This is a genomic window from Microbispora sp. H10830, assembly GCF_014161375.1.
In the GTDB taxonomy this organism is placed as follows: domain Bacteria; phylum Actinomycetota; class Actinomycetes; order Streptosporangiales; family Streptosporangiaceae; genus Microbispora; species Microbispora catharanthi.
In genome coordinates, this window is record NZ_JABBWX010000001.1 from 208,316 (window position 1) to 222,783 (window position 14,468).

The following is a 14,468-nucleotide window of genomic DNA, read 5'->3' on the forward strand; positions in this document are numbered from 1 at the left end:
CGCTCTTCCCGGGCCGGACCCCGCTCTTCCCGGGCCGGACCCCGCTCTTTCCGGGCTGCGCCGCGTTCTCTCCGGGCTTCGCCGGCGGCGTCCTGCCAGGCCCGCGAGGACTTCTCGAAGCACCGCGAGAAGGCCGCCGATCCCGCCGTCTCACGATGAGGGCGGAACGGCCTCATGTCCTCTCGGCTAGTTATGATCAACACTGCCGCCGGGTACAAACAACCGGGATACCGATTGCAGGAGGCCCCCCGATGAAGGTGAAGAAGGTTCTTACGTACGCGGCCATCGCGTTCGTGGTCTTCTACCTCTACAGCCAGCCGCACGCGGCGGCAGGCGCCGTGCGAGGCGTGTTCGACACGGTCAACACCGGAGCCAGCCGACTGGCGACCTTCTTCACCTCGGTCCTGAGTTGAGGCCGCGGACCGCCCGTCCCCGCTCTCCCACAGGTGACCCCGACCACAACCACAGGCAGCGACCAACGACTATCGAAACGTAGTGACAGCCAGAGCCCTGAGGCTCTCCGCGCACAGGCCGGCAGGGCATCCGCCCTTGCTCCGCCGGCCTCTCCTTTCGCATCCCCTCATCGACCGGCGAGCGGCTCACCCCAGGTCGACACCTCTGCCCCCACGTCCCGTTCGCACACCCGCGTGTTCCCCAGGGCTCCCGTGAACGAGAACGAGCGCAGGGCGAGTGCTATCCGCGCTGCCGGTGCTCCGTGAGCTCGTACTCCACGAACGCCCCGATCATCGCCCGCCAGACGGCCTCGGCGACCTCCGGCGACAGCCCCTCGCGCTCCGCGCGCTCCCGCGCCGCGGTCACGACCCGCTCCACCCGGTCGGGAGCCCGTACCGCCTGCTCGTCCGTCTTGAAAGCGGCCGCGGCGCGCACGAGACGCTGCCGCTCGGCCAGCAGCGTCGTCAGACGGGCGTCGAGCTCGTCGATCCGGCGGCGGACGTCGTCGAGCGAGGTGGGGCCGGACACATGTTCCTCCGGGTGGCGAGACGATGATCAGCGGCCACTCTAGGGCTCGCGCAGGAGAGCCCGCACATCCGCCGTCGAGGTTCGAGCCCCTGCCTCGGGACCCTCTCCTCACGCGTGCCGGGAACTGATCGGTTCCACCCGGTCGGCCGCGTCGATCCCGATAAAAGACCACACAATCGCGCATGCCGGTTTTCGCCCACTATCGCCCTATTTGGGGTGATTGGTATGGACGGTCGCGTGATGTTCTGCCGACCATTGAGGAGGGCGGACTCCGGAGCGCCGCATGATCCCTCGACGGACAGGAGACAGCTATGCGTGCCAAGCGTTTCCCGAGCCTGCTGGGCCTGGCCTTCCTCGCCGCCGTCGGCCTCGCGGCGGCCCAGCCGGCCCACGACGCCTCCGCCGCCACGACCTGCTGGGGCGACAACGGGTGCGGCCAGGGCGGCTCCTTCCAGGGACAGTGGCAGTACCAGTCGATGGCGTCCTCCTCGCTCGGCACCGGCCCGGACGCCTACCCCACGGCGATCGTCGACATCGACTGAGGACCCACCGACCGGGGGCCGGATCCCGGCCCCCGGTGGGCGCTCAGCGGACCGGGTGACCGGCCGCGCGCAGCGTGTCCTTGACCTCGTGGATCTTGAGCTGGCCGAAGTGGAAGACCGAGGCGGCCAGCACGGCGTCCGCCCCGGCGTCCACCGCGGGCGGGAAGTCCTCCAGCCGCCCTGCGCCGCCGGAGGCGATCAGCGGGACGCTCACCGCCGCCCGTACGGCCCGCAGCATCTCCAGGTCGTATCCCGACTTGGTGCCGTCGCCGTCCATCGAGTTGAGCAGGATCTCGCCGACGCCGAGCTCCTCCCCGCGCCGGGCCCACTCCACCGCGTCGATGCCGGTCCCCCGGCGCCCGCCGTGGGTGGTCACCTCGAACCCGGAGGGCGTGGGCGGCCCGTCGACCACCCGGCGCGCGTCCACCGACAGCACGATGCACTGCGACCCGAACCGGCGCGACGTCTCGGTCAGCAGTTCCGGCCGGGCGATGGCGGCGGTGTTGATGCCGACCTTGTCGGCGCCCGCGCGCAGCAGCCGGTCCACGTCGTCGGCCGACCGCACGCCTCCGCCGACCGTCAGCGGGATGAACACCTGCTCGGCCGTACGGCGCACCACGTCGAGCATGGTCTCGCGCTCGCCCGAGGAGGCGGTGATGTCGAGGAAGGTCAGCTCGTCGGCCCCCTCGGCGTCGTAACGCGCGGCCAGCTCGACCGGGTCACCGGCGTCCCTGAGGTTCTCGAAGTTGACCCCCTTGACGACCCGGCCCGCGTCGACGTCCAGGCAGGGGATCACCCGCACCGCTACGGTCATCGTTCAGTCCTCATCGTTGCCGCGTTCCACCGGCCGGTAGGCCTCGACCTCGACCTCGACCAGCATGCGCGCGTCGACCAGCCCGGCGACCTGCACGCTCGTGCACGCGGGCCGTACGTCGCCGAAGATCTCGCCGTGGGCCTTGCCCGCCGCGTCGAAGTCGCCGGCGTTCACCACGTACATGCGGGTGCGCACCACGTCGGCCCGGGTGGTGCCGGCCTTCTCCACGGCGTCCAGCGCGATGGAGAAGGCGGTGAGCGTCTGCTGGTAGGCGTCGCCCACGTGCTGGACCTCACCGCCCACGGTGGCGGTGCAGCCGGACACGAGCACGTGCGGCCCGGCGACGACCGCGCGGGCGTAGCCGTAACGGTCCTCCCACGGGCCGCCGGAGGAGATCCGCCCGTCCGGCATCTGGGTGCTCATACGCTCTTCACCGCCGCGAGGGCCTCTTCCAGCGTGAACGCCTGGGCGTACAGCGCCTTGCCCACGATGGCGCCCTCGACGCCGTCCGGCACGAGCGTCGCGATCGCCCGCAGATCGTCGAGCGAGGACACCCCGCCGCTGGCGACGACCGGACGGCCGGTCCGCGCGCAGACCTCGCGCAGCAGGTCGAGATTGGGACCGCGCAGCGTGCCGTCCTTGGTGACGTCGGTGACGACGTAGCGCGGGCAGCCCTCCGACTCCAGCCGGTCGAGCACCTCCCACAGGTCGCCGCCCTCCTGGGTCCAGCCGCGGGCGGCCAGCGTGGTGCCGCGCACGTCGAGCCCCACCGCGATGCGGTCGCCGTACTCGGCGATCGCCTTGGCGCACCACTCCGGGTTCTCCAGCGCGGCGGTGCCGATGTTGACCCGCCGGCAACCGGTGCTCAGCGCGGCCTCGAGCGAGGCGGCGTCGCGGATCCCGCCGGACAGCTCCACGTTCACGTCGAGCGCGCCGACGACGGAGGCGAGCAGCTCGCGGTTGTTCCCCCGGCCGAACGCCGCGTCGAGGTCGACCAGGTGGATCCACTCCGCGCCGGCCTTCTGCCAGGCCAGGGCGGCGGCGAGCGGATCCCCGTACGAGGTCTCCGTCCCCGCCTCGCCCTGCACGAGGCGGACGGCTTGACCGTCGGCGACGTCGACGGCTGGGAGCAATACGAGCGACATTTGGTCATGACCTCCGGTCGAAAACGATGGTGACGAGCACCGGGAGCAGCAGGATCGAGCCGAGGAACACGCCCAGCCGGGCCATCCACGAGTCGAGCAGAATCCAGGCGAGCACCTGGACGAGGAACCACAGCACGACGACGACGGCGTTCTCCGTGCGGCGGCGGCGGGCGAGATACCCGCGCTGCCGGGCCACCCGCACCGGCCTGGCCGGCCGCGGCAGCACCGCGGCCACGGCCCCGGCGACGGGCCCGACGAGCCGTTCGCGCATCTCGCGCCGTCTGGCGGCCCTCGCCTCGCGCTCGGCCCGGGCCGCCGCGAGGCGTTCGCGCTCGGCTTCGCGCTCCGCCCTCCGGCGGGCCCGTTCCTTGCTCATCGGGCCTCCCGCTCGGGTCCGGTCACGGCCTGGCCGGCCGTACGCGCCGCAGCCCCGCCGGTTCCCAGTGTCGCACCGCTGCCTCGAGATTTCGCGTGCCGGACACGCTCACAACGTGCTCAGCCAGTTGGACAGCAGCACGGCCCCCGCGTCCCCGGACTTCTCCGGGTGGAACTGGGTGGCCATGAGGGGACCGTTCTCGACGGCGGCCACGAACGGCACGCCGTGCTCGGCCCAGGTCACCAGCGGCTCGCGGAAGCCGTCGCCGGCCTCCAGCCGCCAGTCGCGCACGCCGTAGGAGTGGACGAAGTAGAAGCGCGTCCCCTCCTCCAGGCCGCGGAACAGCACGCTGCCCTCGGGCGCGGTCACGGTGTTCCACCCCATGTGGGGCAGCACGGGCGCGTCGAGCCGCTCGACCGTGCCGGGCCACTCGCCGCAGCCCTCGGTGTGGACGCCGTGCTCGACGCCCTTCTCGAACAGGATCTGCATGCCGACGCAGATCCCGAGCACCGGGCGCCCGCCGGAAAGGCGGCGGCCGACGATCTGGTCGCCGCGCACGCCCTTCAGCCCCTCCATGCACGCGGCGAACGCCCCGACGCCGGGGACGACGAGCCCGTCCGCGTCGAGGGCCGCGTCGAAGTCGGCGGTGACGGTGACGTCCGCCCCCACCCGGGCCAGCGCCCGCTCGGCCGAGCGGAGGTTGCCGGAGCCGTAGTCGAGAACGACGATCCGTCTGCTCATTGCCACCACATCACTCCCGCGGTGATCGCCATGGCGGCCCCGACGCCGGCGAGCGCCGCCAGCAGCTTGAGGCCCTGCCGGATGCCCGAGATGACCCCGCCGATCAGGAAGAGGCCGATGAAGATCATCCCGCCGGACGCGAAGGTCATCAGAGGACACCCTTGGTGCTGGGCACGCCGGTCGCCCGGGGGTCCCGCTCCGACGCCTCGCGCAGCGCCCGCGCGAGCGCCTTGAACTGCGCCTCCACGATGTGGTGGGCGTTGCGCCCGTACGGCACGTGCACGTGGAGGCAGACCGCCGCCTGCGCGACGAACGACTCCAGGATGTGCCGGGTCATGGTGGTGTCGTAGTCGGGCCCGATCATCGGGGCCATGCCCTCGGGCTCGGTGTGGACGAGGTAGGGCCGGCCGGACAGGTCCACCGTGACCTGCGCGAGCGCCTCGTCCAGCGGACAGGAGGCGCTGCCGAATCGCCGGATGCCCGACTTGTCGCCCAGGGCCTCGCGGAACGCCGCGCCGAGCGCGATCGAGGTGTCCTCGATCGTGTGGTGGGCGTCGATGTGCAGGTCACCCTCGGTCTTCACGGTCAGGTCGAACAGGCCGTGCTTGCCGAGCTGGGCGAGCATGTGGTCGTAGAACCCGACGCCGGTGGCCACGTCGACGATCCCGGTGCCGTCGAGGCCCACCTCGACGAGCACCGACGTCTCCTTCGTCGTGCGCTCGACGCGGCCGCGGCGCTCGTTGAGCTCGGTCATGCGAGGACCCCTTCCAGCGCGGCGCGGAACGCCGCCATCTCTTCCGGCGTGCCGATCGACACGCGCAGCCAGCCCGCGGGACCGGTCTCCCGGATCAGCACCCCGCGATCGAGCAGTCCCTCCCACACGGACCGCCGATCCGCAAACGTACCGAACAGCACGAAGTTGGCGTCGGAGTCGGCGGCGACCAGGCCACGCCCCCGCAGCCAGTCCACGGTGGCGTCCCGCTCGGCGCGCAGCGCGTCCACCGTGCCCAGCAGTTCCTCGCGGTGCGCGAGCGCCACCCGGGCCGCCGCCTGGGTCAGCGTGGACAGGTGGTAGGGCAGGCGGACCAGCAGCATGGCGTCGACCACCGCCGGGTCGGCGGCGAGGTAGCCGAGCCGGGTGCCGGCCATGGCGAACGCCTTGGACATGGTGCGCGTCACGATCAGGCGGGGGTTGCCCGGCAGCAGGGTCAGCGCCGACCGCGTGCCGGTGCGGGCGAACTCGGCGTACGCCTCGTCCACCACGACCATGCCGGGCGCGGCGGCGAGGATCCGCTCGATGACCTCCAGCGGCAGGGCCGTGCCGGTCGGGTTGTTCGGCGAGGTCAGGAACACCACGTCGGGGCGGTGCTCCTCGATCACGGCCACGGCGGCGTCGGGGTCGATCGCGAAGTCCTCCTCGCGCAGGCCCTCGATCCAGCGGGTGTTCGTGCCGCCCGCGATGATCGGGTGCATGGAGTACGACGGCTCGAACCCGACGGCCGAGCGGCCGGGGCCGCCGAACGCCTGGAGGATCTGCTGGATGATCTCGTTGGAGCCGTTGGCCGCCCACAGCTGGCGGGCCGTCAGCCCGTGGCCGAGGTAGTCGGCGAGGTCCTTGCGCAGCTCGACGGCGTCCCTGTCGGGGTAGCGGTTCAGCGTCGCCGCGCCCTGCCGTACGGCACGGGCGAGATCGTCGATCAGCGCGGCCGACGGCGGGTAGGGGTTCTCGTTGGTGTTGAGCTGCACCGGCACGTCGAGCTGCGGCGCGCCGTAGGGCTGCTTGCCGCGCAGGTCGTCGCGGATCGGCAGGTCGTCGAGGGTCGTCATGCGGGCACTTCCCAGTCGAAGCGGGCGCGGATCGCGGCGCCGTGGGCGGGCAGGTCCTCGGCGTCGGCGAGCGCGCACACGTACGGTGCGGCCCCGGCCAGCGCCTCGCGGCTGTAGTCCACCACGTGGATGCCGCGCAGGAACGTCTGCACCGACAGCCCCGAGGAGTGGCAGGCGCAGCCGCCGGTCGGCAGCACGTGGTTGGAGCCCGCCATGTAGTCGCCGAGCGACACCGGCGCGTACGGCCCGACGAAGATCGCACCGGCGTTGCGCACCCGGGCGGCGACCGCGCGGGCGTCGGCCGTCTGGATCTCCAGGTGCTCGGCGGCGTAGGCGTCCACGACCTTCAGCCCGTCCTCGATGTCCGAGACGAGCACGATGCCCGACTGACGGCCGGCGAGCGCCTCGGTGATCCGCTCGCTGTGCCGGGTCGCGGCCACCTGGCCGGGCAGTTCCTTCTCCACCGCGTCGGCCAGCTCCACGCTGGTGGTGACCAGCACGGAGGCGGCGATGACGTCGTGCTCGGCCTGACTGATCAGGTCGGCCGCGACGTGCACCGGGTCGGCGGTCTCGTCGGCGAGGACCGCGATCTCGGTGGGCCCGGCCTCGGAGTCGATGCCGATGCGGCCCTTGAGCAGGCGCTTGGCCGCGGCCACCCAGATGTTGCCGGGACCGGTCACCATCGTGGCCGGGCGGCACTCCTCGGTGCCGTAGGCGAACATCGCGACGGCCTGGGCGCCGCCCACGGCGTACACCTCGTCGACGCCGAGCAGCGCGCAGGCGGCGAGGATGGTGGGGTGCGGGAGCCCGCCGAACTCCTTCTGCGGGGGCGAGGCGACGGCCAGCGAGGGCACGCCCGCCTCCTGGGCGGGGACCACGTTCATGACCACGCTGGAGGGGTAGACGGCCCGGCCGCCGGGGACGTACAGCCCCACGCGGTCGACCGGCACCCAGCGCTCGGTGACCGTGCCGCCCGGCACGACCTGCGTGGTGGTGTCGGTGCGCCGCTGGTCGCGATGGACCAGGCGGGCGCGGCGGATCGACTCCTCCAGCGCCGCGCGCACGGCCGGGTCCAGCTCCTCCAGGGCGCGGGTGATCGCCTCGGCGGGCACCCGGGCGGACTCCAGCTCGACGCCGTCGAATCTCGCGGTCAGCTCCCGTACGGCTGCCGCGCCACGATGGCGTACGTCCTCACAGATGGGCCGCACCTTCTCCAGGGCGGCCTCGACGTCGAGTTCGGCGCGGGGCAGCACGTCGCGCAGGTCGGCAGGAAGGGACCCGCGCAGGTCGATACGGGAAATCACCGTCCCAGTCTACGGACGACCAGGGACGGATCAGCGTGTGTCCAGCATTCGGGACGGGCGTTTCACCCGCGCGCGCACCACTCGGGAGCTGGGATTCTTCTCCGCCGCCCGTTTTCCGGGCCCGCCTCTTGACAGGTTTTCGGGCACTAATCCACACTCTCGGGCAATAGCAGTCACATTCGGTCAAAGGCGGATCCCTTGCTTCCGGCACAGCGCCACCAGCGGATCATCGAAGCCCTCGGGCGTAAGGGGACCGTGCGCACCGAGGACCTGGCCGCGCTGCTCGGCGTCTCCCACGAGACCGTCCGGCGCGACCTGGCGATCCTGGAACGCCGGGCGCTGCTCGTCCGTGTGCACGGCGGAGCCACCTCGGCGCCGTCCGGCACCGGCGAGGAGCTGTCCTACCTGGAGCGCTCGACCAGCCAGTCGGAGGCGAAGGCCGTGATCGGCGAGCTCGCGGCGCAGCTCCTGCGGCCGGGCCAGACCGTGATCATCGACGTCGGCACCACCGCCGTCCACGTCGCCAGGGCCGTCCCCCCGTCCTTCCGGGGGGTGGTCGCCACCTGCTCGCTGCTGGTGGCGGCCGAACTCGCGGGCCGTCCCGGCGTGGAGGTGCTGGTGGCGGGCGGGCGCGTCCGGCAGGGCGACCTCGCCGTCTCCAACGCCCACACGCTGGGGTTCTTCCAGGACCTACGCGCCGACGTGGCGTTCCTCGGCTCGGGCGGGGTGGACGCCGAAGCCGGGCTCACCGACTACTTCCTGGACGAGGTCGCGACCAAGCGCGTGATCCTCGCCAACACCGCCCGGACGTACGTGCTCGCCGACAGTTCGAAGCACGGCAGGGTCGCCGCCTACCGGGTGTGCGCCCTGGACGACCTGTCCGGCCTCATCACGGACGGGGAACCCTCTCCCGCGCTCGCATCCGCCCTGGTCAGTGCGGGTGCCGAGGTGATCAACCCGTAGGGTGGCCCGGCGGCGCGGCCACGCCGCCGGGCCCGGACCGTTGCAATCTCCCCAGCTCCAGCCAGGAGACGATCCATGACCCATCCTTCCACGCGCTCGCCCGGCAATGATCACGTCGGCCCGAACCAGAACGGCCCTGATCGAAAAGGCACGGATCAGGCCGACGCGGCAATCTCCCACGCCGGGTACGCCCAGCAGTTCTCGCGCACGCTGAAGTCGTTCGAGTCCTTCGCCGTCGCGTTCTCCTTCATCTCGATCACCACGGGCCTGTTCACGACGTACGGCACCGTGCTCAACTCGGGCGGGCCCGCGGGCATCTGGACCTGGCCGATCGTCGGCGCGGGCACGGTCGCGGTCGCCCTCCTGTACGGCGCGCTGGCCAGCCGCATCCCGCTGTCGGGCTACAGCTACCAATGGGCGAGCAGGCTCGCCTCGCCGGTGCTGGGCTGGTGGTTCGGCTGGGTGTCGTTCGCGTTCCTCGCGATCGTCGCGGTGGCGGTCGACTACGGCCTGGCCCAGGTGGCGCTGTTCCCGCTGTTCGGCTGGGAGTACACGCCCATGGCCGGCGCGCTCACCACACTCGTCGTGCTGGTCGTCCAGATGGCCCTGATCATCTGGTCCACCCCGATCACCACGAAGATCAACAACCTCGCGGTCAGCGCCGAGGTGATCGCGATGATCGGGCTGACCCTGCTGATCGCCGGATTCGCGATCTTCGGCGGGCACGCTGAATGGTCCAACCTCACCTCCACCGGAGCCGTCTCCGGCGACGGCTACTTCGGCTGGCTCGGGCCGTTCATGCTGTCGGCCCTGCTCGGCGCGTTCACGCTGGTCGGCTGGGAGTCCGCGGCCAACCTCGCCGAGGAGACGATCAACCCAAAGCAGGTGGTGCCCCGGGCGATGGTCCGCGCGATCCTGCTCAGCGTCGCCCTCGGCATGCTGTTCCTCGTCGTGATCACCGCCGCCCTCGGGAACGACGTGGCGGCGATCACCGCCTCCTCCGCGCCCGTCGCCCAGGTGGTGGAGAACGTTCTCGGCGCCGGGGTGGCGCGGGCCTTCCTCGTCGTCGTGAGCCTCGCGATCTTCGCCTGCGGCCTGGTCATCATGGTGAGCTGCAGCCGCCTGGTCCACGCGATGGCCCGCGACGGCCGGCTGCCGTTCTCCACGGCGCTGAGCCGGGTGCCGCGCGCCACCGGCGGCCCGACCTGGGCCACCGTGCTCGCGGCCGGCGCGTCGATCGCCATCGTGCTCGCCTTCTCCGGCAACGCCGACGCCCTGTCGCAGCTCCTCGGAGCGGGCACGCTCATGCCGGCCCTGCTGTACGCCGGCACCGTCGCGCTCTACCTCGCGACCCGCCGCCGGCACCGGCCGCGGCCCGACGACTTCCGGCTCGGGAAGTGGGAGCCGCTGGTCGTGGCGGGGGCCGTGATCTGGCTGGTGATCGAGCTGGCGATCTTCCTCATCCCGTCCGACTTCCGCACCGCGCAGGTGTACGCCCTGGGCTCGCTCGTGCTCGGCGCCGTCGTGTTCGCCGTCGTGTGGGCGCGCGGTCGTGAGCGCCTGACGAGGGAGCCCGGCGAATCGACGGACTCGCTGTGAGCGCGCCTGCCGTACTGGCGATCGACCAGGGCACCTCGGGGACCAAGGCGGTCGTGGTCGGCGGCGACGGCGCCGTCCTCGCGCTGGCCGAGGCGCCGGTCCGCCCCGCCTACCTGCCGGGCGGGCGGGTGGAGCAGGACCCGCGGGAACTGCTCGGCTCGGTGCTGGCCGCCGGGCGGGAGGCCATCGCGGCGGCGGGCGTGCCCGTCGGCGCGGTCACGCTGGCCAACCAGGGCGAGACCGTGCTGGCCTGGGACCCGGCGACCGGCGAGCCGCTGACCACCGCGCTGGTGTGGCAGGACCGGCGGGCCGAGGAGGTGTGCGCCGGTCTCGCCGGGCACGCCGAGAGGATCGCCGAGCTGACCGGGCTCGTGCTCGACCCGTATTTCTCGGCCCCGAAGATGGCGTGGATCCGCCGCAACCTCACCCGCGAGGGGGTGGTGACGACCAGCGACACCTGGCTCGTCCACCGTCTGACCGGGGAGTTCGTCACCGACGCGGCGACCGCGAGCAGGTCGGCGGTGCTCGACCTCGACGCGGTCGAGTGGAGCGGGGAGCTGCTCGGCCTGTTCGGCCTGGACGGCGAGCGGCTGCCCGCGATCGTCGCCTGCGACGAGGTGGTCGGGACGACCCCGGCCTTCGGCGGGGAGATCCCGGTCGGCGGACTGGTCGTCGACCAGCAGGCCGCGCTGCTGGCCGAGGGCTGCCTGTCGGCCGGCGAGGCCAAGTGCACCTACGGCACCGGGGCGTTCCTGCTCGCCAACACCGGCGAGCGGGCCGTGCGCTCGGCCTCCGGCCTGACCACGTCGGTGGCCTGGCGGGCCAGGGGGGCCACGCCCTACTGCGTGGACGGGCAGGTCTACACGGCGGCCTCCGCCGTACGGTGGCTGAACGGCCTCGGCCTCGTCGGCGACGCCTCCGACCTGGACACGCTGGCCGCGCCGGACGCCGAGGGCGCCCTGTTCGTCCCCGGGCTGGCCGGGCTGGCCGCGCCCTGGTGGCGGCCCGACGCGACCGGCGCGTTCCTCGGCATGACGCTGTCCACCCGGCCCGGTCACCTGATCCGCGCCGTCCTGGAGGGCATCGCCGCCCAGGTGGCCGACCTGGCCGCGGTCGTCGCGGCCGACCTCGGCCGTCCGCTGGCCCGCCTGCGGGTGGACGGCGGGCTCACCCGGTCGGCCGCTCTCATGCAGGCCCAGGCCGACCTGCTGCAGGCGCCGGTGGACGTCTACCCGTCGCCGCACGCGACCGCACTCGGCGCCGCCGCGCTGGCCCGCCTCGCCGTGACCCCCTCGCTCGCGGTGGCGGACGCCGTGCCCGCGTGGGCCCCGGCGACGACGTACGAGCCGCGCTGGCCGGCGGAGCGGGCGGAGGAGTTCATGACGCGCTGGCGGCGGGGCGTCCGCGCGGCGATCGAGACGGGGAGGGACGCATGAGCGGAGAAGTCAGCAGGTCCGGGCCGCTGCCGGACGGGACGGTCGACGTGGCGGTGGTCGGCGGCGGCGTCGTGGGCGCCGCCGTGGCCCGCGAGCTGGCAGGACGCCAGTCGTCGGATGGCCGTGCCCTGTCGGTCGCGCTGGTAGAGGCGCGCGCGGACGTCGGCGACGGCACCAGCAAGGCCAACACCGCGATCCTGCACACCGGTTTCGACGCGACGCCGGGCACGCTGGAGTCGCGCCTGGTGCGGCGGGGGTACGAGCTGCTCGGCGGGTACGCCGAGCGGGCCGGCATCCCCGTCGAGCGGACCGGCGCGCTGCTGGTCGCCTGGACCGGCGAGGAGCTGGCCGCGCTTGCCGGGCTGGCGGACAAGGCGGTGAAGAACGGCTACCGGGAGTGCGAGATCGTCGGCGCGGACGAGGTCTACCGGCTGGTCCCGGCCCTCGGCCCGGGTGCGCTCGGTGGGCTGACCGTACCCGGGGAGTCGATCATCTGCCCGTGGACCACCACGCTCGCGTTCGCCACGGAGGCGCTGTCGCGGGGCGCCGCCGTGCTGCTGAACACGCGGGTCAAGGGCGTCGAGCACGACGGCGACGGGGAGACCGTGCTGGTGACGAACCGGGGCCCGCTGCGGGCCCGCTGGGTCGTCAACGCCGCGGGGCTCGGCTCCGACCGCGTCGACCGCCTGTTCGGGCACGAGCGGTTCACGGTCACGCCGCGCCGGGGCGAGCTGCTGGTCTTCGACAAGATGGCCAGGCCGCTGGCGAACCGCATCGTGCTGCCCGTGCCCAGCTCGCGCGGCAAGGGCGTGCTGATCAGCCCGACGATCTACGGCAACGTGATGCTCGGCCCGACCGCCGAGGACCTGCGCGACCGCGCCGACACCTCCACCTCCGAGGAGGGGTTCGCGTTCCTGGTGGACAAGGGCCTCGCGCTCATGCCCACCCTCATGAAGGAGGACGTCACCGCCTCCTACGCCGGGCTGCGGGCGGCCACCGAGCACGGCGACTACCAGGTGCACCTCGACGCCGCGCAGCGCTATCTCGTGCTCGGCGGCATCCGGTCCACCGGGCTGACCTCGTCCATGGCGCTCGCCGAGCACGCCGCCGGGCTGCTGGCCGAGGCGGGCCTCGTCACCTCCGTACGCGAGGATCCGCCGGGGCCGCCCCGGATGCCCAACATCGGCGAGGCGTCCCCCCGGCCGTACATGTGCGACGACCTCATCGCCGGGGATCCGGCGTACGGGACCGTGGTCTGCTTCTGCGAGCGGGTCACCGCCGGGGAGATCAGGGACGCCCTCGCCTCCCCGCTTCCCCCGGCCGACATCGACGGCCTGCGCCGCCGCACCCGGGCCATGATGGGCCGCTGCCAGGGCTTCTTCTGCGGAGCCGAGATCGGCCGGCGCCTCGCTCTCACGAAGGAGTCGCGATGAACCTCGTCACCGACGTCGCCGTCGTGGGCGGCGGCCCCTCCGGCCTGACCGCCGCCGCCGGTCTCGCGGCGGCCGGTCTGCGGGTCCTGGTGCTCGACCGGGAGCGCGAGGCGGGGGGCATCCCCCGGCACAGCGACCACACCGGCTACGGCCTGCGCGACCTGCGCACGGTGATGACCGGCCCGGCGTACGCCCGCCTGCTGGCCAACCGCGCGCTGGAGGCCGGGGCGCAGGTGCGCACCTCGGCCATGGTCACCGGATGGGCCACGGCCACCGGCGGGGATGGGATGCACGCCCTCGACGTCACCACCCCGGAGGGCCGCCTGCGGGTGGACGCCCGCGCCGTCGTCCTGGCGACCGGCGCCAGGGAACGTCCCCGTACGGCCCGCATGGTGCCGGGCGACCGCCCGCCGGGCGTGCTGACGACCGGGCAGCTCCAGAACGTGGTCCACCTGCACCACGGCAGTGTCGGCACCCGGGCCGTCGTCGTCGGGGCCGAGCTGGTGAGCTGGTCGGCCGTGCTCACCCTGCGCGAGGCGGGCTGCCGCACGGTGCTGATGACCAGCGAGCACGCCCGTGCCGAGTCGTACGCGGCGTTCAGCGTGCCGGGACGGGCCCTGCTGCGCGTGCCGGTCGCCACCTCCACCCGGGTCGTGCGGATCGGCGGCCGCGACGCCGTGGAGTCGGTCGAGGTCGAGGACCTGCGCACGGGCGAGCGCCGCACGGTGCCCTGCGACACGGTGGTGTTCACGGGCGACTGGGTCCCCGACCACGAACTGGCCCGGGCGGCCGGGCTGGCGATGGACCCGGGCAGCAGGAGCCCCGTCGTGGACAACACCCTGGCGACCAGCCGTCCCGGCGTGTTCGCCGTCGGCAACCTCGTCCACCCCGTGGACACCGCCGACGTGGCGGCCCTCGACGGCCGCCACGTGGTGCGGCACGTCCTGGCGTACGTGACCGGGCGCTCGGAGACACGGGACTCGGGCACGGGCCGGCGCCCGGGGATTCCGCTGCGGGCCGACGCGCCGTTCCGATGGGTCTCCCCCGGCCTGGTCAGGCCGGGTGCGGGCGCGCCGCCTCGTCACCGGATCCTGCTGTGGCCGGACGAGCACCGCGCCGTCGCCAGGGTGGTGGTGACGCAGGACGGCCGCGAGATCGCCCGCCGCACCCTGCCGTGGCCGGTCTCCCCCGGCCGGGTGTTCCGGGTGCCGTCGTCCCTGCTGTCCGGCGCGGACCCGCGCGGCGGTCCGATCACCATCTCACTGGGCTGAGGCCGCCGCCGCGGAGCCCGGCGCGCCCGTGGGCGC

The 14,468-nt window shown here is 73.2% G+C and carries 17 protein-coding genes; 7 read left to right on the forward strand and 10 right to left on the reverse strand.

Annotated features, from left to right (window positions below):
• The first annotated feature begins 257 nt into the window (after positions 1–257).
• Complete coding sequence (locus HHX35_RS00985) at positions 258–413, forward strand: hypothetical protein (protein WP_167538708.1); 156 nt, start codon at positions 258–260, stop codon at positions 411–413.
• 280 nt (positions 414–693) lie between these two features.
• Here HHX35_RS00985 and HHX35_RS00990 read toward each other — a convergent pair whose 3' ends face one another.
• Complete coding sequence (locus tag HHX35_RS00990) at positions 694–981, reverse strand: chorismate mutase (protein WP_079319720.1); 288 nt, start codon at positions 979–981, stop codon at positions 694–696.
• A gap of 311 nt (positions 982–1,292) precedes the next feature.
• Between HHX35_RS00990 and HHX35_RS00995 the strand changes: the two genes are divergently transcribed.
• On the forward strand, positions 1,293–1,523 hold the full coding sequence (locus HHX35_RS00995; protein WP_139574372.1) for a hypothetical protein: 231 nt from the start codon (positions 1,293–1,295) through the stop codon (positions 1,521–1,523).
• A gap of 43 nt (positions 1,524–1,566) precedes the next feature.
• On the opposite strand, the gene hisF is transcribed toward HHX35_RS00995, so the two are convergent.
• The 9 genes from hisF to hisD all read right to left on the reverse strand — a co-directional run bounded on the left by hisF (position 1,567) and on the right by hisD (position 7,730).
• Entirely contained in the window at positions 1,567–2,337 is a 771-nt protein-coding gene (gene hisF, locus HHX35_RS01000) for an imidazole glycerol phosphate synthase subunit HisF (protein WP_139574373.1), read from the reverse strand.
• A gap of 3 nt (positions 2,338–2,340) precedes the next feature.
• On the reverse strand, positions 2,341–2,760 hold the full coding sequence (locus HHX35_RS01005; protein ID WP_220504876.1) for a RidA family protein: 420 nt from the start codon (positions 2,758–2,760) through the stop codon (positions 2,341–2,343).
• Entirely contained in the window at positions 2,757–3,482 is a 726-nt protein-coding gene (gene priA, locus HHX35_RS01010; RefSeq protein ID WP_182897154.1) for a bifunctional 1-(5-phosphoribosyl)-5-((5-phosphoribosylamino)methylideneamino)imidazole-4-carboxamide isomerase/phosphoribosylanthranilate isomerase PriA, read from the reverse strand. The genes HHX35_RS01005 and priA overlap by 4 nt, the downstream gene beginning before the upstream one ends.
• 4 nt (positions 3,483–3,486) lie before the next feature.
• Positions 3,487–3,858, reverse strand: coding sequence for a hypothetical protein (locus HHX35_RS01015; protein WP_139574375.1), 372 nt, complete (start codon positions 3,856–3,858; stop codon positions 3,487–3,489).
• 108 nt (positions 3,859–3,966) lie between these two features.
• Positions 3,967–4,599, reverse strand: a complete 633-nt coding sequence (gene hisH / locus HHX35_RS01020; RefSeq protein WP_182897155.1) for an imidazole glycerol phosphate synthase subunit HisH — start codon at positions 4,597–4,599, stop codon at positions 3,967–3,969.
• The gene (locus tag HHX35_RS01025; RefSeq protein ID WP_179155475.1) at positions 4,596–4,748 is read right to left on the reverse strand and encodes a hypothetical protein; all 153 of its coding nucleotides are present in this window, start codon (positions 4,746–4,748) and stop codon (positions 4,596–4,598) included. The genes hisH and HHX35_RS01025 overlap by 4 nt, the downstream gene beginning before the upstream one ends.
• Positions 4,748–5,353: an imidazoleglycerol-phosphate dehydratase HisB gene (hisB, locus tag HHX35_RS01030; RefSeq protein WP_182897156.1), complete on the reverse strand. Its 606-nt coding sequence runs from the start codon at positions 5,351–5,353 to the stop codon at positions 4,748–4,750. Before hisB ends, HHX35_RS01025 begins: the two co-directional genes overlap by 1 nt.
• Positions 5,350–6,426, reverse strand: a complete 1,077-nt coding sequence (locus HHX35_RS01035) for a histidinol-phosphate transaminase (RefSeq protein WP_182897157.1) — start codon at positions 6,424–6,426, stop codon at positions 5,350–5,352. The genes hisB and HHX35_RS01035 overlap by 4 nt, the downstream gene beginning before the upstream one ends.
• Positions 6,423–7,730 carry a histidinol dehydrogenase gene (gene hisD / locus HHX35_RS01040; protein ID WP_182897158.1) on the reverse strand — a complete coding sequence of 436 codons (1,308 nt, stop codon included), beginning with the start codon at positions 7,728–7,730 and terminating at the stop codon, positions 6,423–6,425. Before hisD ends, HHX35_RS01035 begins: the two co-directional genes overlap by 4 nt.
• Before the next feature lie 198 nt (positions 7,731–7,928).
• Here hisD and HHX35_RS01045 point away from each other — a divergent pair, with 198 nt between their 5' ends.
• From HHX35_RS01045 to HHX35_RS01065, 5 genes are all read left to right on the forward strand, one after another.
• The gene (locus HHX35_RS01045; protein ID WP_182897159.1) at positions 7,929–8,693 is read left to right on the forward strand and encodes a DeoR/GlpR family DNA-binding transcription regulator; all 765 of its coding nucleotides are present in this window, start codon (positions 7,929–7,931) and stop codon (positions 8,691–8,693) included.
• A 75-nt stretch (positions 8,694–8,768) separates the two neighbouring features.
• Complete coding sequence (locus HHX35_RS01050) at positions 8,769–10,292, forward strand: amino acid permease (RefSeq protein WP_182897160.1); 1,524 nt, start codon at positions 8,769–8,771, stop codon at positions 10,290–10,292.
• Complete coding sequence (locus tag HHX35_RS01055) at positions 10,289–11,728, forward strand: FGGY family carbohydrate kinase (RefSeq protein WP_182897161.1); 1,440 nt, start codon at positions 10,289–10,291, stop codon at positions 11,726–11,728. The genes HHX35_RS01050 and HHX35_RS01055 overlap by 4 nt, the downstream gene beginning before the upstream one ends.
• The gene (locus HHX35_RS01060) at positions 11,725–13,161 is read left to right on the forward strand and encodes an NAD(P)/FAD-dependent oxidoreductase (protein ID WP_182897162.1); all 1,437 of its coding nucleotides are present in this window, start codon (positions 11,725–11,727) and stop codon (positions 13,159–13,161) included. Before HHX35_RS01055 ends, HHX35_RS01060 begins: the two co-directional genes overlap by 4 nt.
• A complete protein-coding gene (locus HHX35_RS01065; RefSeq protein ID WP_182897163.1) occupies positions 13,158–14,432 on the forward strand; it encodes an NAD(P)/FAD-dependent oxidoreductase in 1,275 nt (424 codons plus the stop codon). Before HHX35_RS01060 ends, HHX35_RS01065 begins: the two co-directional genes overlap by 4 nt.
• The last annotated feature ends 36 nt before the right edge of the window (positions 14,433–14,468 follow it).